The sequence below is a fragment of the Acinetobacter septicus genome, assembly GCF_019355975.1.
Lineage (GTDB): Bacteria > Pseudomonadota > Gammaproteobacteria > Pseudomonadales > Moraxellaceae > Acinetobacter > Acinetobacter ursingii.
Genome location: NZ_CP079898.1, coordinates 885,982 through 905,221, shown reverse-complemented (window position 1 = coordinate 905,221; position 19,240 = coordinate 885,982). Strand labels below are relative to the sequence as shown.

Annotated in this window: 19 protein-coding genes, 1 tRNA gene and 2 pseudogenes; 9 read left to right on the top strand and 13 right to left on the bottom strand. The window is 37.3% G+C overall.

Features of this window, described 5'->3' with window-relative positions; translation table 11 throughout:
- Window positions 1–42 precede the first annotated feature (42 nt).
- The 6 genes from mltB to I6L31_RS04400 all read right to left on the bottom strand — a co-directional run bounded on the left by mltB (window position 43) and on the right by I6L31_RS04400 (window position 5,551).
- Entirely contained in the window at window positions 43–1,044 is a 1,002-nt protein-coding gene (gene mltB / locus I6L31_RS04425) for a lytic murein transglycosylase B (protein WP_005004797.1), read from the bottom strand.
- Between the two features lie 33 nt (window positions 1,045–1,077).
- On the bottom strand, window positions 1,078–2,220 hold the full coding sequence (gene rodA / locus I6L31_RS04420) for a rod shape-determining protein RodA (protein ID WP_004988605.1): 1,143 nt from the start codon (window positions 2,218–2,220) through the stop codon (window positions 1,078–1,080).
- A 137-nt stretch (window positions 2,221–2,357) separates the two neighbouring features.
- Window positions 2,358–3,008: a hypothetical protein gene (locus tag I6L31_RS04415; RefSeq protein WP_004988601.1), complete on the bottom strand. Its 651-nt coding sequence runs from the start codon at window positions 3,006–3,008 to the stop codon at window positions 2,358–2,360.
- 22 nt (window positions 3,009–3,030) lie between these two features.
- A complete protein-coding gene (gene queF / locus I6L31_RS04410) occupies window positions 3,031–3,846 on the bottom strand; it encodes an NADPH-dependent 7-cyano-7-deazaguanine reductase QueF (protein ID WP_005004796.1) in 816 nt (271 codons plus the stop codon).
- The gene (locus I6L31_RS04405; protein ID WP_004988590.1) at window positions 3,843–4,616 is read right to left on the bottom strand and encodes an ABC transporter permease; all 774 of its coding nucleotides are present in this window, start codon (window positions 4,614–4,616) and stop codon (window positions 3,843–3,845) included. The genes queF and I6L31_RS04405 overlap by 4 nt, the downstream gene beginning before the upstream one ends.
- A complete protein-coding gene (locus I6L31_RS04400) occupies window positions 4,613–5,551 on the bottom strand; it encodes an ABC transporter ATP-binding protein (RefSeq protein ID WP_004988582.1) in 939 nt (312 codons plus the stop codon). The genes I6L31_RS04405 and I6L31_RS04400 overlap by 4 nt, the downstream gene beginning before the upstream one ends.
- Before the next feature lie 240 nt (window positions 5,552–5,791).
- Between I6L31_RS04400 and I6L31_RS04395 the strand changes: the two genes are divergently transcribed.
- Window positions 5,792–5,867: transfer RNA gene (locus I6L31_RS04395), tRNA-Arg, on the top strand.
- Between the two features lie 376 nt (window positions 5,868–6,243).
- Window positions 6,244–6,705 (top strand): annotated as a pseudogene (locus I6L31_RS04390) (IS982 family transposase); the annotation flags it as partial.
- Window positions 6,706–6,920: 215 nt separating this feature from the next.
- Here I6L31_RS04390 and I6L31_RS04385 read toward each other — a convergent pair.
- On the bottom strand, window positions 6,921–7,484 hold the full coding sequence (locus tag I6L31_RS04385; RefSeq protein WP_005004795.1) for a TetR/AcrR family transcriptional regulator: 564 nt from the start codon (window positions 7,482–7,484) through the stop codon (window positions 6,921–6,923).
- 112 nt (window positions 7,485–7,596) lie between these two features.
- Here I6L31_RS04385 and I6L31_RS04380 point away from each other — a divergent pair, with 112 nt between their 5' ends.
- The 3 genes and pseudogenes from I6L31_RS04380 to I6L31_RS18635 all read left to right on the top strand — a co-directional run.
- Window positions 7,597–8,382 carry an SDR family NAD(P)-dependent oxidoreductase gene (locus I6L31_RS04380; protein WP_005004794.1) on the top strand — a complete coding sequence of 262 codons (786 nt, stop codon included), beginning with the start codon at window positions 7,597–7,599 and terminating at the stop codon, window positions 8,380–8,382.
- Between the two features lie 27 nt (window positions 8,383–8,409).
- Window positions 8,410–9,015 carry a nitroreductase family protein gene (locus I6L31_RS04375; RefSeq protein WP_005004793.1) on the top strand — a complete coding sequence of 202 codons (606 nt, stop codon included), beginning with the start codon at window positions 8,410–8,412 and terminating at the stop codon, window positions 9,013–9,015.
- 249 nt (window positions 9,016–9,264) lie between these two features.
- Window positions 9,265–9,393, top strand: a pseudogene (locus I6L31_RS18635) (transposase); the annotation flags it as partial.
- Between the two features lie 96 nt (window positions 9,394–9,489).
- Here I6L31_RS18635 and I6L31_RS04365 read toward each other — a convergent pair.
- On the bottom strand, window positions 9,490–9,666 hold the full coding sequence (locus I6L31_RS04365) for a hypothetical protein (protein ID WP_162897700.1): 177 nt from the start codon (window positions 9,664–9,666) through the stop codon (window positions 9,490–9,492).
- Between the two features lie 379 nt (window positions 9,667–10,045).
- Here I6L31_RS04365 and I6L31_RS04360 point away from each other — a divergent pair.
- The 3 genes from I6L31_RS04360 (at window position 10,046) to I6L31_RS04350 (ending at window position 12,576) form a co-directional block, all read left to right on the top strand.
- A protein-coding gene (locus I6L31_RS04360; protein ID WP_223235881.1) for an IS3 family transposase occupies window positions 10,046–11,178 on the top strand; the annotation gives its coding sequence in 2 pieces (ribosomal slippage) (window positions 10,046–10,298 and window positions 10,298–11,178; 1,134 coding nt in all).
- Window positions 11,179–11,304: 126 nt separating this feature from the next.
- Entirely contained in the window at window positions 11,305–12,168 is an 864-nt protein-coding gene (locus tag I6L31_RS04355; RefSeq protein WP_005004791.1) for an alpha/beta fold hydrolase, read from the top strand.
- Between the two features lie 204 nt (window positions 12,169–12,372).
- Window positions 12,373–12,576, top strand: a complete 204-nt coding sequence (locus tag I6L31_RS04350) for a hypothetical protein (protein WP_004988443.1) — start codon at window positions 12,373–12,375, stop codon at window positions 12,574–12,576.
- A gap of 180 nt (window positions 12,577–12,756) precedes the next feature.
- Here I6L31_RS04350 and I6L31_RS04345 read toward each other — a convergent pair whose 3' ends face one another.
- The 4 genes from I6L31_RS04345 to I6L31_RS04330 form a co-directional block, all read right to left on the bottom strand.
- A complete protein-coding gene (locus I6L31_RS04345; RefSeq protein WP_005004789.1) occupies window positions 12,757–14,148 on the bottom strand; it encodes a sensor histidine kinase in 1,392 nt (463 codons plus the stop codon).
- Window positions 14,149–14,156: 8 nt separating this feature from the next.
- Entirely contained in the window at window positions 14,157–14,843 is a 687-nt protein-coding gene (locus I6L31_RS04340; RefSeq protein WP_004988436.1) for a response regulator transcription factor, read from the bottom strand.
- Window position 14,844: 1 nt separating this feature from the next.
- Window positions 14,845–16,503, bottom strand: a complete 1,659-nt coding sequence (locus I6L31_RS04335; protein ID WP_005004788.1) for a phosphoethanolamine transferase — start codon at window positions 16,501–16,503, stop codon at window positions 14,845–14,847.
- A gap of 100 nt (window positions 16,504–16,603) precedes the next feature.
- Complete coding sequence (locus tag I6L31_RS04330; protein ID WP_228128607.1) at window positions 16,604–17,203, bottom strand: phosphatase PAP2 family protein; 600 nt, start codon at window positions 17,201–17,203, stop codon at window positions 16,604–16,606.
- Window positions 17,204–17,488: 285 nt separating this feature from the next.
- Here I6L31_RS04330 and I6L31_RS04325 point away from each other — a divergent pair, with 285 nt between their 5' ends.
- Window positions 17,489–18,031 carry an undecaprenyl-diphosphatase gene (locus I6L31_RS04325; protein WP_005004783.1) on the top strand — a complete coding sequence of 181 codons (543 nt, stop codon included), beginning with the start codon at window positions 17,489–17,491 and terminating at the stop codon, window positions 18,029–18,031.
- 199 nt (window positions 18,032–18,230) lie between these two features.
- Here the strand turns inward: I6L31_RS04325 and I6L31_RS04320 are convergent, their stop codons facing one another.
- Window positions 18,231–18,668: an META domain-containing protein gene (locus I6L31_RS04320; RefSeq protein WP_005004781.1), complete on the bottom strand. Its 438-nt coding sequence runs from the start codon at window positions 18,666–18,668 to the stop codon at window positions 18,231–18,233.
- Between the last annotated feature and the right edge of the window lie 572 nt (window positions 18,669–19,240).

The following is a 19,240-nucleotide window of genomic DNA, read 5'->3' as shown; positions in this document are numbered from 1 at the left end:
AAATTTTTTTATTGACTTTTGTATTTTATTTAAAAATTAGTGTTAACGGCTTGCAACTTCAGTACCCAATAACCACACAGCAGTCGCATACATTCTGCTTCGATTGTAGGTCGTGATCACTTGGAAATTTGGGTAAGTGATATAGTACATAGGCCCATAATTTTCTTGAAGTTGAATGACATTTACCAGATCTAGATTATCGATTTTGATAATCGGATTAAGTGGGGTTACGCCCTGATCTTTTAATGTGCCATAGGGAACAGGCTGGGTCAGATCTTTGGCGATCACACTATCGGGATTAGAACCTGTATAACGTGCTGCAAATCCGATCGGTCGGTTACGTTGCCAGCCATTTTGAGCCAAATAATTTGCAATAGAGGCGATGGCATCTTCTGCGGAATTTCTTAAATCAATATGTCCGCTGCCATCGTAATCCACGCCGTACTTGGTAATATTGCTTGGCATAAATTGTGGATAGCCAATCGCACCTGCATAAGAACCTACAATATTATTAGTTGGATAGCCTTCTTTATACGTCCATGCTAGTAAGGAGCTCAGTTCATCACCAAAATACTCAGCACGGCGTGGGTATCCAAATGCCAGTGTCGCCAATGCATCTCGGGTGATGAAAGAGCCTTTATTGGCGCCATAACCCGTCTCAACCCCTAAAATGCCCAAAATAACGGACTGAGGGACGCCAAATTGCTGTTCAGCGCGATTGAGAACATCTGCATACTGATTTTTAAATCGTACACCGCGTTGAATCGTTCCTTCGCTGAGAAACATTGCTTTATAGTCATACCACGGTTTGCTTTCACCAGGGCGGGTCATAATGGTTAAAATATTGGGTAAGTTTCGCGCGCCATTCATCGCACTATCAATTTGTTCGGCACTTAGACCATATTTGGACATGGTTTTTTGTTTAAATGCTGCGTAATTGGGATCATTTATAAATTCATTGGCTTCAGCACATACTGCTGCGGCAAGAAAACCGCTAAAAAGACAAAATTGTTTCAATGGTTTTTTCAATACCAGTTTCAACATGATTTAAAGTTTTCCTAATTATAGAGTGACCCATCAACGATGAGTGTGAATGGACATCACCAGTCCAAAAGTGGCCATTAAGGTAATAATTGCCGTTCCGCCATAGCTCATAAAAGGTAAAGGCACACCGACTACAGGTAAAATACCACTGACCATGCCTGCATTTACAAATACATAAACAAAAAAGGACAAACCTAATGCACCAGCAACCAAACGCCCATAGTTATGGAAGCAGTTCATACCGATCTGGAAAGTTCTAAAAATAATGGCAAAATAAAGAAGGATTAAAATAGTGACGCCGATCAGACCAAACTCTTCTGAAAATGCCGCGATAATAAAGTCAGTATGACCTTCAGGTAAGAAGTGTAAATGTGATTGAGTGCCTTCAAGGAAGCCTTTTCCTGAAAAGCCACCAGAACCGATGGCTGTTTTAGACTGGATAATATTCCAGCCTGTACCTAGAGCATCCGCTTCTGGATTAAGCAAAGTGAGTACGCGCTGTCTTTGGTAGTCATGTAGTAAAAATTCCCATGCAATTGGAATAATAATGCCAGCACCAATCAGCGCAGCACCAATCATTTTCCAAGATAGTCCACTGAGAAAAAGTACAAACATACCACTGGCCAAAATGAGCACAGAAGTTCCCAAATCAGGCTGTTCAGCGATTAGTAGAAAAGGGATACCAATCAACACTAAAGAGAGGATGACATTCATAAAACTTGGGGGCAGTGGTTTACGTGATAAAAACCACGCAATCATCATCGGCATGCCAATTTTCATAAATTCGCTGGGCTGTACACTTCCAAACCCTGGAATATCAATCCAGCGTTTTGCACCCATACGAATTTCGCCAAATACCATGACGGAGATCAGTGATAAAACCCCAAACGCATAAAAATACGGTGAAAAGGCTTGATAAACTTTGGGTGGGATCTGAGCCAAGGTGATCATCACGGCAAATCCAATACCAAAACTCATGGCTTGCTTGGTGACCAGTCCAACATCCTGTGCGGAGGCGCTATATAAAACGGTCAATCCCAGACAGGCGTTGAGAATTAAAAAAGTACATAGCCAAGGGTCAATATGTAATTTTTGAAAGCGTGAAGGTTGCATGGCTGTGCTTAAGCCATCACGGGGAGCTTGACGTAAAAATTTGTATTGAGAACTTGGAGACATGCGATTTTATACAGGGTCAATCAATGCTTGGCGCATGCTAACATAACTGCTGTTTTAGGCAATGTATATCCATATTTTGCAATAAAAAAACCCGACTTTTGCCGAGTTTTCGATGAAGATTCTATTATAACGATCAATCAATTGAAAAATAATGTGTCGTGATATTCTGCCAAGGCATTAATTTCCTCTTTGTGCAAATGAGGAATGAGCTTATCGATGGCAATATGTACGGCCTTTGTTACCGCTGCTGCGCCAATATCGGCACCTTTTCGTTTGATCATACCTAAATCTAGAGTTTTATTGAAATCAATCATGAAATGACGAATTGTAGCATCAGCAAATTGTTTGTATTGCTCAGACAATACGCGACGATCGACCTCGTTTCCTGCTTTGATTTCAGCAAAGCTATTTTTAAGATTGGTCACCAGTGTCGGATCAAGATCTTCACCGACACGATAACGACCTTCTGGGTCTTTATGTAAACTATGTTCAGAAAATTCGATGGACTGTTTAACCACATCGTTCGGTGCTTTACTTAATAGTTGTTTAAGTAGAACAGCAACTGTTGATTTGACATAGCCTGCCAGTTTTTCGGCTGTTTCACGCTTATCACTTTCAGGAAAACGACGGACGAGCTCAAGCAAAATTGCATCCAGAATTTCATCATTAATCTGTAAAGCAACTTCATCACGTAATGGATAAAGCGGTTCACTTGAATTTTTTTTCTGAATACCTGTTTGAATATTGTTGAGCAATGATTCAGACGGGATAAAACCAAAAAATGGCATATAAGTTCCTCAATTATTCGTTTTATTGTCGAGCCAATCGGATAGGGTTTGGCATCCATGACAAATCCGATACACGACATGGATTGATATCCAGTCCTCCACGACGTGTATATGTTGCATATACCATCAGCTTTTCGGGTTGCAGGTGAGTCCAGATATCGGCAAACATCTGTTCTACACATTGCTCGTGAAAGCCATTGTGCTGACGGTAGGAGATAATATACGCCAAAACACTACGATAACAAGGCTTAAGCCCTTGAAAACGTATAAATACCGTGCCCCAGTCGGGTTGTCCTGTCACAGGACAATTACTACGCAATAAATGTGAAAATAGTGTGACATCCACATGATCTTGCTGTTCTGCATCTAGTTTTAAAAGTCCAGCATTTGGATGATTTTCCAGATGCTCAGGAATTAACTCGTCGATACAGATGCCTTGAGGTTTGGTAATTTCTAGCGCATCTACATCAAACAATTCAAGCGTCACTTTTGCATTGGCAGCTTGGCTTAAATCTTGTTCTACAAGGTCAATTAAATCCTGTTTTGAATCGAGCCGATGAAAATTTAAACTATTAAAATAAAGTTTAAGCGATTTAGACTCGATCAAATTGGTTGAAGTCGCGGGTAGCGTAATACGACCAATCGCAACTTGTGGAATACCTAAGCCATTCAACCATGACAATTCAAAAACATGCCACCAGTCTAAACCCTGAGTAATGCCTTTCAAGTCAGCATAATTTTCACGCGAAAGGGCACGGGCAATTGGAAATAAAACACTGGGCTGATATTCAGTAGGATATTCAGTTTCTTTACCCAATAAAGATTGTTCAACACTCATTCACGCATTCCTGAACCACGAGCTAATAAATAGTAAGCGACCGCATATAAAACGGCACAGCAAATTGTTACGATGACAAGGGAAAGCATCACATTGACATCACTTTGCCCTAAAATTCCATAACGAAAGGCATTGACCATATAAACGATTGGATTAATTAATGATAAATGTTGCCAAAATGGAGCCAAAGCACTAATCGCATAAAATACACCGCCCAAATAAGTCAGCGGAGTAAGTACGAAAGTCGGGATAATCGAAATATCATCAAAGGATTTGGCATAAACCGCATTAATAAAGCCGCCAAGCGAAAATAAAAAAGCGGTCACTAAAACGGTATAGATCGTCACGAACCAATTGTGGATATAAAGGTCTGTGAAAAACAAACTCATAATGGTGACGATAATCCCGACAAGTACACCGCGACACACCCCACCAATCACATAGCCCCATAAAATAAGATGTAATGGCACTGGACTCATGATTAATTCTTCAATGCTTTTTTGAAATTTAGCACTAAAAAAACTGGAGGAGACGTTGGCATAACTGTTGGTAATAATTGCCATCATAATCAAGCCAGGGACGATAAATTGCATATAGCTAAAGCCAGCCATTTGTCCCACACGCGAACCGACGAGATTACCAAAAATAATGAAGTACAAACTCATGGTAATCGCAGGTGGCAATAGGGTCTGAGGCCAAATCCGCATGAAACGACGAATTTCTTTACGAACTAATGTCCAGAGTGCGGTTTGTAATTGGGTGAAATTCATGATGCTGCTCCCTGAAGATTCTTTTCGACCATTTTGACAAAGAGTTCTTCAAGGCGATTAGATTTGTTACGCATGCTTCGAACAGTGATTCCTTGAGCTTCTAAAAGCTGGAAAAGATCATTGAGCGAATGAGCTTTATCCATAGTGACTTCTAAAGTCATTGGATCAATCTGGTTAAATCGAACGCCAATAATATTAATGTTATCTAAGGGTTCAATTGGATAAGCGAGATCAAAAATAAAAGATTCTTCACTGAGTTGATTCAAGAAGTTTTTCATCGAGGTGTCTTCTTTGATTGTACCGCGATCAATAATTGCGATCCGACGGCAGAGCATCTCAGCTTCTTCAAGATAATGGGTCGTCAAAATGATGGAGGTACCATTATTATTCATTTCGACCAGAAAATCCCACATGGAACGTCGAAGTTCAATATCAACCCCCGCAGTAGGTTCATCTAGAATCAATAATTTGGGTTCATGCATCATGGCGCGGGCAATCATCAAACGGCGTTTCATACCGCCAGAAAGCATACGTGACTGGATATTACGCTTTTCCCAAAGTCCTAGTTTTTCCAGATAAAGTTCTGCACGTTGTTCTGCTAGTTTTTGCGGAATGCCATAATATCCCGCTTGAGTGACGAGAATATCAAAGGTTTTCTCAAATTGACCAAAGTTAAATTCTTGGGGAACCACGCCTAAGCATTGTTTGGCATGAGAAGGATGAGTGTCCAGATTATGTCCAAAAATCTCGACTGTGCCAGAGGTTTTTTTGGTCAATGAACTAATAATACTGATGGTGGTTGATTTGCCTGCACCGTTTGGTCCTAAGAGTGCATAAAATTCGCCTTCAGGAACAGTTAAATCAATTCCTTTAAGTGCCTGAAATCCATTGCGATATGTCTTGGACAAATCGTGTAACTTCAATGCATCAGTCATGAAAATCTCACAATACGAAATAATAGCGGTATTTTGATCGATCTGAAAACATAAGCCAAGTGTATTAATAGGATTTAATCAAACTAAATTTGCAACGATAGTCATTCACTTTATAGGGTGCAAAAGATGTATGGAGCACTTAAATTTATTTTAAAGTGATGATTAATTAAACATAAATGCAATTAGTCTTGCTTATTTACTTTACCCCATGCGTTTTTTTGCCTATGATGTGCCACGCATGCGCTCATAGCTCAACTGGATAGAGTACAGGTTTCCGAAGCCTGTGGCGTGGGTTCGAGTCCCGCTGAGCGCACCATCTCTCTATTTGACCTTTTCCGATGAAATCTTAAAAACATTAAAAATCATTAGGTTTAAACTCTCCCCATTTGTGTCCGATATCGTTTTAGGATGTCTTTATTTTTAACGGCATATTTTACGGTATGTTAATTAGAAATGAAAATATACCGTAAAATTATGGCTAAATTTGTTATAAATCTGTCTGATAAGCATATTAAAGCTGCGATCAGTCACCGTAGAAAAGAATACGACAAGACATGAGTTAACCCGAATCGCGGATAAGAAATTGACTTCAAAAATAAGAGAATTTGAGTCATCAGTTGAGTTACCACACCAAAATCACAATTCTAGTCCTAATGTTGAATAGTACTGCATTATTCTGTATTGATGTTTGATACAAGTGTTCTCATTTCAATAATTTCAAAGCATTTTTCCCATAGTTGAAACAGGATAAAAGATATTTATTTAAAAGCTTGCCCTGTTACCAACGGATGATCCATCTCATCAATATGCATCAATTGGCACTGCACGCTTTACATGTAGCTTTAACGAAAGACCAGCATAGTCACTATTTATGGATTGATTTAACCACTCTTCCTGTTTGTAAAAATTAAAGGATTCAACGTCATAAATCATTAGCCAGAATTGCGTCTCGCGGTAAAAGCTCAATGGGATGGTTCTATGGCTGTAAATTACATATTGTGATGAATCAATTGGGAGAAATCGCTTGTTCTATTTTATCCAATTGGCATGTCGCTGACATTAAGATGGTTGAGAAATTGGTCAGCGTTATGGAAGCAAAGCTGTATGGGGATCGATGTTATATCAGTGAGGAACTGAAGAATAGATTAAAAGATTAAGGTATTGATTTGATTACCTATCATCGAAAAAGCATGCAGTTTTCAGTGTCAGAGCTGTGGTCAGTTGTTTTATTGATCATTAGATCAAATAAGCAAATGAATATAGAGCAGGGAGATAGATTCTCCCTGTTTTAAACTAAATGAGTATGGATTATATGTAACTCTTAAGTCGCAGAAATTAGATTTGAGAGCATGGGGGATAAATTTAAGAATTAATTCTGGGTTAATAAATTTGCTCGACATGCGTCCAGAATTTCATTAGACAAACCGGAATCATCTAGACACGCCCTTGAAAGTACAATAGCACCTACAGATTCAGCGAGAATACTGATGGCTTTTTCTCGTTGTCCTTCTACATTGTCTTTTTGATTTTTTTGCAGATTGTCAGTAATAAACCTGATTAATTGCTCTATACCATTCTCAAACTCTATTTTCACTTCATCAGGTTGTCTAGCTGCATCACAGGACAAGGCAGTTAAAGAACACCCCTGATCTCGATGATCCCTGTGAGATCTAGAAACATAAAGATGAATAAACTGATCTAAGTCAATGTTATGAATACGATGCAGTAATTGCTGTACACCATGTTTGACCGTAATACTAACCAAATCAGTTTTTGAGTCGAAATGTTTATAAAAACCACCATGAGTAAAACCCGCACCTGACATCAAATCTGCAATCCCGATGCCGTCATAACCGTGGTTCCTAAAAAGCTGAGTCGCTTTTTCAATAATTTTTTTACGATTTTCTTGCACCTGAATTTTGCTTACTTTCATGGTTAAAACCCTTATGCATAACGTGATTTCTAAATAAATTATACATTGATTACGATTGACATCAAAATTTAAATATTTTAGATTATAAATAACATCAAAAAGAGCAATTCAAATGACTACACCATCAAAAGTACTCATTACAGGAGCCTCATCAGGCATTGGAGCTGTATATGCAGATCGATTTGCACAGCGTGGATATCATCTGATTCTGGTTGCACGTGATCTTCAGCGTTTAAACAGTCTTGCCGAACAACTTATACAAACCTATCAGGTTGGGGTCGAAGTGATTCAGGCTGATTTAACACAAGATCAGGATATCAGTAGGGTTGAGCAGATACTTCAGCAAGATACTGATATTGAGATTTTGGTCAATAATGCAGGAATGAGCCTGAATGGAGCATTCAGTCAACAGGATTTAAAAAATATAGAACAACTGCTTACTCTGAACATAATGGCTGTGGTTAGGTTAAGCCATGCAATCTCTCAACAATTTATCCAGAAGAAATCAGGAGCCATTATCAATCTTGGTTCAGTGGTCGGTCTTGCTCCTGAATTTGGTTTAACCTTATATGGTGCCAGTAAAGCGTTCATTCAATATTTTAGTCAAGCACTCAGTCTCGAACTTCAAGATAAAGGGGTATATATTCAGGCAGTACTTCCATCTGCCACCAAAACAGAAATCTGGGAACGTTCAGGCTCGGATGTTAAAACTTTACCTCCAATGATGGAAGTAAGTGATTTGGTCGATGCCGCACTTGTAGGTTTTGACCAGAAAGAAAATATCACCATACCAGTGCTTCAGGATGAAAACCAATGGAAGGATTACCAGCAATTACGTATGAAATTATTACCTGAGTTTTCAACAGCTAAAGTTGCTACTCGTTACAAAGTCTTGTGATCTAAAACTAATCAAAAAGGAAATAAAATGAATGTTCTTGATGCCATCCAGCAGCGCCGGGCAGTTAAACATTTCGACCCAGAGTTTCAGTTATCTCAAAAAGATAAAAAACAACTTATAGAAAATGTCATGCAAAATGCACCGAGTGCATTTAATTTACAGCATTGGCGACCAGTTTTAATTGAAGATCCAGAATTAAGACAACAGATTCGTAAGATTGCTTGGGATCAACCACAAGTCACGGATGCTTCATTACTGATCGTATTGTGTGCCAAACAAGATACATGGGAAAAAGATGCGAGTCTAGTTTGGACTGGTGTTCCAGATCATATTCAGAAAATGATGGTTGGTGCAATTGATCAATATTATCGTGGGCGTCCGCAAACACAACGTGATGAAGTCATGCGAAGCGCAGGAATATTTGCTCAGACCTTAATGCTGCTCGCTAAAGATCAAGGTTTAGATAGCTGTCCTATGGATGGTTTTGATTTTGAAGAAATGGCAAAACTCATTCAACTCCCAGAAGATCATGTGATTTGCCTGATGATTGCTGTAGGTAAGGGGGCCAGCCAGCCACACCCTCGAATTGGTAAAATTTCGTATGATGAGTTAGTGAAATATAATCATTTTTAATCAAAATTTGAATATTTCATAATTTATAGTAATTCTTAAATTATAAAATGACTCTCAACTGAGGGTCATTTTATAATGATGATGAGGTGATAAGACCTTGATTTTTTAGTTTAAAATATTAATATGCACAAATTTTAAAATCATTACCTAACAAGCAAGCCTTTTGTGAATAGTTACCGATTTTTTAGACATCTTTAAGTTAGATAATATTGCTAATTAAAGAGGTGTTTTATGACTGGGAAATGATATATCGATAAGTTCAAGATTGAGGCTGTTAAACAAATAACTGAGAAAGGTTACAGCATTGCCGAGGTTGCTGATCGCCTTGGGACAACAACTCATATTCTTTATGCTTGGGTTAATAAATATGATGCTAAATCCAGTCAAATTGTATTAGCCCAGATTGAGCGAGTTGAAGAAATTGAAATCCTCAAAAGAACAAAGTATTAGGCTTAATTAAGTGTACTTAGCAATTCAGGAAAGCCGTTTAGGTTGTGGTTCTACGGATTGATCTGTACCCATAACAATATAGATAACTTTAATCCCGTCTTGGGTAAATTCATATTTCGACAATTTAAAATGTAGGTTTTCATTAAAGAATTCCCACATGGCCATAATTGAAGGGAGTTGTGTACTAAGTTCTGTTTTCATGATGATTTCATTGTTGTAATGATGAATGAGGGCAAATATAACAATGATTAAAAAAATGAAATATTGGTGAACTGTTGTTGAACTAATACAGTTCGCAACGAAATGTAGAGGTTGCATGAATTATGTGGGTGAATCATGAGCATAGCATTTGATTGTTTCTTCTATATATTTACTGCATCAGGCTAATTTATTGATGATCTCTGGTTTTTCATGAGAGTAAGTGTTTATGGCATAAAAACGTAAAGTCTACACAGTTTCACGTACTGTATAAAATATCAACATTTTAGCTTTAGAGGTGGATCAGGAAATTTGAACAACACTTATAAGTGATATTTTGCTCCCCAAATGATGTTATAAACATCAATATATGGAGTATTTTATGGCACGTAGACCAAGAAGAAATCATTCAAATGATTTTAAAGCTAAGGTAGCACTTGCTGCGATTAAAGCAGAAAAAACACTTGCTGAATTGAGTGCTGAATTTGATGTTCATCAAAACCAAATTATCGACTGGAAAAATCAACTGATTTCAGCTTCCTCGCAAGCTTTCGATCAATCAAAAGCTCCAACAGAACCACCCATCGATCTAAAAAAACTACATGCAAAAATCGGTGAGCAGGCATTAGAAATTGATTTTTTAGAAGGTGTGTTGAAGAAACTGGGCCGCTTCAACCACAAAAGTTAATCGATGACTCACTTCAGATTTCAGTATCTAAGCAAGCTCAGCTGCTGAAAGTCTCCCGTGGTTGTTATTACTATCGCCCAAAACCTGTGAGTGCATCAGATCTGAAGCTAATGCGGTGTATGGATGAGTTACATATGCAATACCCTTTTGCAGGTAGCCGGATGATGCGTGATTTGTTGAATCGTCAAGGACATCATATAGGACGACGTCATACACGTACTTTAATGAAGAAAATGGGCATTAATGCGTTATATTGCAAACCAAATTTAAGCCAGGCTAATCAAGCTCACCGCAAATATCCATATCTGCTCAAAGGATTGGCTATTCAGCGCAGTAATCAAGTGTGGTCTACGGATATAACGTATATCCCTATGGCAAAAGGCTTTGTTTATTTATGTGCTGTGATTGATTGGCATAGCCGCAAGGTACTTGCGCATAGAGTATCGATTAGTATGGAGGTTACATTTTGCATAGAAACATTAAATGAAGCTATTGAAAAATATGGTCGACCTGAAATATTTAATACAGACCAAGGCAGTCAGTTTACCAGTGATGCATTTATTGATGTATTGAAATCAAATGGCATTCAAATCAGTATGGATGGTAAAGGTCGATGGGTTGATAATGTGATGGTTGAACGATTATGGCGGAGCGTTAAATATGAAGAGGTGTATCTCAAAGCCTACAGCAATGTTTTGGATGCGAAGAAGCAATTAAACGCATATTTTGAATTTTATAATTTGAAACGACCTCATTCGAGTCTGGACAAAATGACTCCAGATGAGTTTTACTATGACCAGCTACCACAACAAAATAAGGTAGCTTAACTAGAGCAGAGTATCACTTATAAATAAGCTTTTAGTTGTTCAAACATGTGGGACCACCTCTTTTATCAATTTAAACTGATCACACGTAGATTCAAAAGGGTATGCCATCTTAAAGGAATAATACCCATGTCAGTCACTGAAAATGAATATGAAACACTCGATGTAAAAGCACAACTTTATATAAAAGACTGGGGACAGGGCGCCCCTGTTATTTTAATTCATGGCTGGCCTTTATCCTCTGATAGCTGGGACTGGATTGCGATGAAAATTGTCGACGCTGGCTATCGTGTCATTCATTATGATCGACGTGGTTTTGGGCGCTCTGAACAAACATGGTCTGGGTATCAATACGACACATTGGCAGACGATTTGCGCGCTATCATTGAAGATAAACAATTAACAGATGTTACGTTGGTTGGTTTTTCAATGGGAGGTGGAGAAATCGCGCGTTACTTAAGTCGCTATCAGGCACAAGATATTAAAAAAGTTGCCCTGATTTCATCCGTTGTACCCTTTCTATTAAAGACTGATGATCATCCAGATGGTGTCGATGGGTCAGTTTTTCAGGAAATGATCGAAGGGTTATTAGCTGAACGTCCAAAGTTTTATAGCGATTTCTTTAAAGACTTTTATGGTGTTGGCTTACTCAAACATGCTGTTAGTGATGAGTTCCTCAAATGGAATACACAAGTTGCCATGCAGGCAAGCCTTAAAGCCACAGTAGATTGTGTTCGAGCCTTTGCCTATACTGATTTTAGAGCAGATCTTGCTGCTTTTACCGTACCTTTATTGGTGATTCATGGCACCGCAGATAAAACAGTACCGATTGAAGTCAGTGCGCATGCGGTGAAAAAAGCGATACCAAATGCGACCCTGATCGAATATGAGGGAGAACCGCATGGCGTCCTAGCCACCCAACAGGAGCGGGTTGCACAGGATTTACTTCACTTTCTGGCAGATGAACAAACGCATTTAACCAATCCATTTTGATTTAAAGTTTAAGGAAAATGAGCCACGATATTATTTACAGTGATGCTTCATTTTCTGCATGAAAACTTATTTTGAAATGACTCACTCTAAAATTCATGTATTAGACTTCTTTCATCAGTGTTAAAGCCTTTTTATCTTTTCCTCATTAAGGAGAAATAAAAGGGATTTATGCAAGAAGTCTATTTCTATTAAGGATAAAGACTCATGATAGACGAAGAACAACCTTTAAATTTCGATGATGATAATGAACCTTTGGATTTTGAAGATGAAGAATTCATCGATGATAAAAAAGAAGATGAATTGTACAATGCAATTACCAAAGATGGTTCAAGTGTTGATCCAGCAGAGGATGGTGAACGTCATATTCGTCCAGAAGATGGTGATCCTATCGAAGTTGAAGAAGAGTAATGCCATAATGAGTCCAATGAGTTGTTGGGCTCATTTAGAATCTAATTTGTATTATCCAAATACGCCATGACTTTCCTTGAAAGCTGATCTAACTCCATAAACTCATGGAGTTAGACAGAACTCATGAATCAGGCGGGATAATTTTTGAATGTTTGTGCAAGTTAGTTGTTGTTTATAAAACTATGTGTTGGCATCTCTATTTTGTTTAAAAGTCAGGACGACTTTCAAACCTGTTAATCGCTCTGAACTACTAAGTTGCATCGTAGCATCAATGGCTTGTAGGGCTGATTGCACAATGGAGAGGCCAAGTCCACTTCCTATAGCTTGATGCTGCGTTTCAACCAGTCGAACAAAGCGCTGCATAACATATTCATATTGCTCTGGTGCAATTCCACTACCACTATCATGAATTTCCACCTGACAATGCTCGTTTTCTGCACAGTATATTTTAATCAGAACCAGACTTTGTGCGGGGCTATATTTGATCGCATTATCAATCAAGTTAATCAAAATACTATCTACGGTATTGCGAGTTGCCCATATATTTAATTCTTCCGGCGGACTGTGAATGTCGACTTGTACATCCATATTTTTATGATGTGCCTTGGCAAGCAATTGACCGACATTACGACGCGTTGCGTCTACAAGATTCAATTTTTCGAGAGGTTCATGTTGTTGAACCTCTTGATGTGCCAAAGCCATTAACTGTTCAACTAAATGAGTCATTCGATCTAGGCTGTGTCTTAAGTCTTGCAAATTTTCATGATAGGTTGAGCTATTGCGTTGAGTTTTCATCAACAGTGAGCTTTGCAGATTCAAGGCAGTAAGCGGGGTTCTTAATTCATGTGCAGCGTTCGCAACAAAAAGTTGTTGTTGTTTTTGTGCGTTTTCAATCCTTTTAAATAAATAATTTAACTCATTGATCGCAGGGGTAAGTTCAACGGGTAAATCCTTAACATGAATCTCGGATAAATCATGATAATCCCGTTGTGCAAAAGTCACACTGAGTTCATCAATCGATCTTAAGTGATGGCGTATGAGTCGATAAACTGCATAAATCGCAAATGGCATGAAAAAAAGATAAGGAATAAGCATATTAAATGCCAGTTCCTCGGCCAGATGACGGCGGACTTTGATGAGCTGGCTAATTTGGATTTGCTTATCTGCAAGTGGTAATACATAAATCTTTAATTCACCCCGAGAGGTTTTATGTTTGGAGAAATGTGCTGAATTTGAATACGGCAAAATATAGTTATGATGCTGACTGATGTACTCAAGTTCATTTTTAGGAATAATGTCGATAAAGACATCGGTTTCATCATATTGTTTGTGAGGATCAAAGCTAGAAAGACGATTTGAAAGATTATTTTTACCCAGAAATTCTGCCATTTCCTGCATTTGGCGATCAATGACTTCCTGTGATTCTTCAAGAGCGATCCGATAGGCAGCTATACCAATGATAATCAGCAAAATAATACTAAAAATCGAGATGCTCCATGACATTCTCGAACTAAGTGGCAGGTCACGATAAATTTGCTTGAGTCTGTTGTAATTATTGTAAAAAGGGGGCATCTCAGCAGCTACCCTGAAACTTTTGGTGTATCTATACAATAACCCAGACCACGAACGGTACGAATAAAATCTTTGCCTAATTTATATCTAAGATTATGAATGTGTACTTCAATGGTATTACTGCTGATGTCAGTATCCCAGTTATAAAGTTTTTGTTCGAGCATTTGTCGGGAAAAAATCTGATTGGGATACATCATCATGGGTTCTAAAATTGCCCATTCTTTGGCTGAAAGTTCGATTTTCTTTTTTCCTTTTATGACCCGATGCGTATTTGGAAAAAGTTGAACATTGCCCACTTTAAAATGAATTTCTTCGAGTGAATTGTAGTTTCCACGCCTTAAAACAGATTCAATTCTGGCAATTAACTCATCAAAATCATAGGGTTTAACAATATAATCATCAGCCCCCAGTCGGAGTCCCTGAATCTTGTCACGACTTTGGTCACGCGCACTGATAATAATCACCCCCATCTTATTCATATCGACTTGTTTGCGAATATGTTTAAGGACTTCCAACCCTTCTAGTTCTGGCAATCCAAGATCTAACAGTACAATGTGATAAGTTTGACCGAACAAATAATCGAGGGCTTCTAAACCTGTTTTCGCCCAATCGATTTCAAATTTTTCGTGTTGAAACAACTGGTAGGTTGATTTGCCTACCATTAAGTCATCTTCGATATATAAAATACGAATCACTTTAAACACTACCTCCACATTGTGCGAGTAAATCGAGTTGGCGATTGAGTACTTTGGTTTGAATATTTAAAAAGCTCAATAAAGTTGGAAATAAATTATCCTGACTCACTGCATGATCCTTTTGTTTACTTAAACAATTCTGAATTTTTTGATGTTCTGGCCATTGTTGTGAAGTCCAAAATAGCATGGGAATATGAGTTTGTTCTTTAGGTGCCATAAAATAAGGCGTTCCATGCAAATATAAACCGCTTTCTCCAGTCGATTCACCATGATCAGATAAATAAATTAATCCAGTAGGCACACCTGTTTGTTGTAATACACGAATCGTACTGGCCACAATATGATCAGTATATAAGATCGTATTATCATAAGTATTAATCAATGACTGATGATCACAATTTTGAATATTATTGGTTTCACAAACAGGTAGAAATTTCTTAAATTCATCAGGATAACGCTTATAATAGGCTGGGCCATGACTCCCCATTTGATGTAATACAATGAGTTGATTTTGCTTCAAATGCTGAGTATCAAGTTGTTTTAAATAATCAGAAAGTGCTGCCAATAAAGCACCATCATGACATTCACCATTTCCACACCATTTCTTATAAGCAGGCTCATCTTTGGGCACGATATAATTTTTTATGCGATCACAAGTGCCTTTGCATCCAGAATTATTATCAATCCATGTAACTTGATAACCTGCTCTTTGAGCGATATCCAGTAAACCTTCACGGTGTGAGGCTAAAGCAGCGTCATAATTCTTGCGAGGCATACCAGAAAACATGCAGGGTACAGACACCGAGGTTTGTGTTCCACATGAGGATGCCTGATTAAAATTGACAATATCCAACTGACTGAGTTCAGGATTCGTCACTTTGGCATAGCCATTTAAACTAAAATTTTGCGCGCGCGCAGTTTCACCGACCACCAAAACCATAATTTTAGCGGGTTGTTGGATCGCATGATTGACTTGATGCGCATCTTCACCATAAGGTATTAAGGGTAGATTTTGTTCTTTTGTACTTTTATGTGCATAACTCCAACTACTCGACAAAATATTTAAAGGAGAAATTTGGGCTTTTAATTCACGATTTTCCCGAAAAATAGGCGCGTATTGACTATAGAATGAAAACAAACCAAGACCCATAATAAACAAAGCAATGATCAAGCTGATTGATTTATCAAGAACAAGGCTTCTAATACTCTGAATGGGTTTGATTTTTATATAAAATACAACGATTAATGGTAAAACAACGGTCTGAATGATCCACAATAAAAAGGGAACAGATAATAAATCAAATGCTTCATCGACATCTGTTTGCATGACATTCTGAATTTGATCAGGATTAATGTTTACACCCAGTTGATTGACAAAATAAGATGAAAGTCCTGTCAATACAATTAAGATTACGGCGAGTGCTTTGGCTGAATGCTGCCAACTAAAAATCTGTAAGACAAAGAAATAAAATCCGCTTAAGATTAAAAAAGTCACAAAAATAAAAGAGTATTGAATAAATCCTGAAAAAGAACTGAAAGAACAAAGATGTTCATAGAAACCAATATTGGTGAAACTGGCCAACCAACTGGCGACCAGAATATTAAACATTCTTAGAGAGACGGAGATTCGTTTAAGCTTAAATAGAGTAGCCATACGCATAATTTCAGCTAATTGATGCAGATGTTCTATTTAAAACTGATAAGATTAAGAAATAATTAGATTAAATTTGATTAAAAATCAATAACTAATATTAATTTACTTAATTCTTGTTATAAATTGAGAGGGTCTTTAACTGATAAGACCAACGTATTTCCCATACTTTATACAAGATAAAATCAATGAGCCATGACCACCAGAGTGCCCATAAGTTATGACTTAAAAAATGAGCACCGCGTACCATTTGAACCGCACTCATCACTATACCCATGATCAAAGCGAATGCGAGTCCATATCGTGCCAGTTTGGGATAAAATGGACGATAAGCAAAATATAAAATGAGTAAAGAAAATCCAGCAGACGCATGACCGCCTGGGAAACACTTACCTCGCGAGCTTAATGGTCTGAGCCAGTCGACATGTTCTTGATTGATTTGTAAAAGTGCCCAAGGGCAGGCATGTATTGATTGGGATTTGAGTAAACCGATTACTGCAACCGAAATCATCATTCCCAGTACCACAACGCCACTGATCGAACGCCACGGTGAGCGTGATTTTTTAATTAATAATTTTAGCCAGACAACAGCATGTATGATTGCAATCACAATCACGAGATTTTTTAAAAATTCATGTCCAACTTTAACTAAAAACCAGTTTTCCCTTAAGTAATATCCCGAATGATCTACCCAAGGAAGACTGAGCATTTGATCTACTGACCCAGCAACAGGTATGAAAATTAGCATCAAGAGGGCAGTAGAGAACAATAAAATAAGATTTAAACAGTCAAATTTTTTTAAATGCAAAGCCACTTTTACTAGATCCAAAAGTATATCTATCTAAAGAATAAATAACCAAGATTAAGTGTTTATTAGGAATTAATTGATTTTTTCTAATTTATTTTTCAATAACTTATTGTGAATTAAATCTAAGAAACACTTAATCTAAAATGAGTCTAATAAACGAAGTGATTTGGCTTTTATGACCGACTTATGTTTCTTTCCACTGTTAATCATCGTGTATTTTTATGGATCAATGCATCTGCCACACCAGCACCATTTTTATTAAAAATGGCTATTTTTATCTCGCATGACCTGATTGGTATTTATCTACTTTTATGTACCGTTTTATTGATTAAAGGGAATTCAAATTATAAAAAAGCCTATTTACATAGTTTGCTGCTGGTTCTGATCGGTGTGTGTATTGCCGCTATGATTGATCACTTTTATTATCATGCGCGACCATTTGCATTGGGATTAGGGCATTTGCTGATTGCTCATAAAGCAACAAATTCTTTTCCAAGTCATCATATGCTAACGATTAGCATATTGGCATTTTCTTTTTTATATCAAGGCTGCCAAAAACTAGGGGCTATTGCTATTCTGATTGCAGCTTTGGTTGGATGGTCACGTATTTATTTGGGGGTACATTTCCCTTTGGATATTGTTGGAGCAATGATTTTGGCATTTGTTCTTGTGAATTTTTATATGCGAAGCAGAAACATTTTATTTTTCAAGATGAAACAAACGGCTTAACTTCAAACTAAAGTCAGCGAAGGATTTCGCTAGATAAGATAGGCTGTGATAAATAGTTTAAATCACAAGACTTTTTCATAAGCCTCTTTTATTTCTGTTTGTAGGAGAAAAAAGAAAAGGATTTAAACAATGATCAAAGAAATCTAATACTTACGATTAAATTAAAAGCTCCCAACTTATCATTGGGAGCTTTACTTATTTATTTACTTTTTAATTCAACTAGAACTTTTCCGTCTTTATTTAAAAGTTCTAATTTTTTCTCAGAAACTTTATAGCTTGTAGTTTGCTCTAAAGCATTAGAGAATTTTTCTGGAACATCTGTTGCAGATAAACAAGCCATTTGAGTTTTTGCTAACTGAGTGAAAGCAATTTGGGTACCTTTGACGGTGTATCCGCCCATTAGACGATTACAACCATCAGAACCACTCAAGGCACTATTGTCAAACATTAGGGCAGCAACATTAGTCGTCTGAGCTGGATTGACTTTGTATTCTACGCCATTGATTTCAGTCACTAGCCACAGTTTATTTTGTAGCATTGCTAGATTTCGGTCGGTAGATGGATTGGACATTGTGGCACAACCTGTCATGGCTAATGCAGATACAATACCAGTCGTCATCAGGATTTTTTTTAACATGTTTTTCTCCAATTCAATTTTATTCAGTTCGTAAAGATGAGTGATTTATTTTTGATAATGAACGTGGAACAAACCAACTTAGGCATTCTAAGATAAAAATATGCTTTTAATTCATTATTTTACTGTTTAAGTACAATTTTAGAATATTTAATAAGAATTGCTGCAAAAGCTCACAGTTTATTTCGTTTGTTTACATAAGTTGTGTCTTTAAATGAAAATATTAAAGAAAGGCAAAAGGATATACTTCGATTCGGATTTTGATTGAGCATCATCACTGTTTTACATTTTAATTATGTGTAAATTTTTTTCTTATTAAATTTTGGGTATCTCCTATGCGTCACTTTTATCTCGGCTTTTTAATTTGTGCTTTGCTTGGTCTGTTTTCCTGTATATTTTTGATTTTGGGAATTTTGAATATGGATAAGATTCTTCTTGTAGTGGGGTTACTGTGTATTATGGCAACATGGTTAGCCTATAAGGAATTTGATGTAGCATTCCATTTTCGTCAAAGAGACTAATAAAATAATTGAGTAAAACTTGACCGATTTAGCAATAAGTGCTATATTAAAAAT

Coding starts and splice junctions, on each gene's coding strand:
- mltB (WP_005004797.1), bottom strand. CDS start 1,044: ATGTTGAAACTGGTATTGAAAAAACCATTGAAACAATTTTGTCTTTTT.
- rodA (WP_004988605.1), bottom strand. CDS start 2,220: ATGTCTCCAAGTTCTCAATACAAATTTTTACGTCAAGCTCCCCGTGAT.
- I6L31_RS04415 (WP_004988601.1), bottom strand. CDS start 3,008: ATGCCATTTTTTGGTTTTATCCCGTCTGAATCATTGCTCAACAATATT.
- queF (WP_005004796.1), bottom strand. CDS start 3,846: ATGAGTGTTGAACAATCTTTATTGGGTAAAGAAACTGAATATCCTACT.
- I6L31_RS04405 (WP_004988590.1), bottom strand. CDS start 4,616: ATGAATTTCACCCAATTACAAACCGCACTCTGGACATTAGTTCGTAAA.
- I6L31_RS04400 (WP_004988582.1), bottom strand. CDS start 5,551: ATGACTGATGCATTGAAGTTACACGATTTGTCCAAGACATATCGCAAT.
- I6L31_RS04385 (WP_005004795.1), bottom strand. CDS start 7,484: ATGAAAGTAAGCAAAATTCAGGTGCAAGAAAATCGTAAAAAAATTATT.
- I6L31_RS04380 (WP_005004794.1), top strand. CDS start 7,597: ATGACTACACCATCAAAAGTACTCATTACAGGAGCCTCATCAGGCATT.
- I6L31_RS04375 (WP_005004793.1), top strand. CDS start 8,410: ATGAATGTTCTTGATGCCATCCAGCAGCGCCGGGCAGTTAAACATTTC.
- I6L31_RS04365 (WP_162897700.1), bottom strand. CDS start 9,666: ATGAAAACAGAACTTAGTACACAACTCCCTTCAATTATGGCCATGTGG.
- I6L31_RS04355 (WP_005004791.1), top strand. CDS start 11,305: ATGTCAGTCACTGAAAATGAATATGAAACACTCGATGTAAAAGCACAA.
- I6L31_RS04350 (WP_004988443.1), top strand. CDS start 12,373: ATGATAGACGAAGAACAACCTTTAAATTTCGATGATGATAATGAACCT.
- I6L31_RS04345 (WP_005004789.1), bottom strand. CDS start 14,148: ATGCCCCCTTTTTACAATAATTACAACAGACTCAAGCAAATTTATCGT.
- I6L31_RS04335 (WP_005004788.1), bottom strand. CDS start 16,503: ATGCGTATGGCTACTCTATTTAAGCTTAAACGAATCTCCGTCTCTCTA.
- I6L31_RS04330 (WP_228128607.1), bottom strand. CDS start 17,203: ATGCTCAGTCTTCCTTGGGTAGATCATTCGGGATATTACTTAAGGGAA.
- I6L31_RS04325 (WP_005004783.1), top strand. CDS start 17,489: ATGTTTCTTTCCACTGTTAATCATCGTGTATTTTTATGGATCAATGCA.
- I6L31_RS04320 (WP_005004781.1), bottom strand. CDS start 18,668: ATGTTAAAAAAAATCCTGATGACGACTGGTATTGTATCTGCATTAGCC.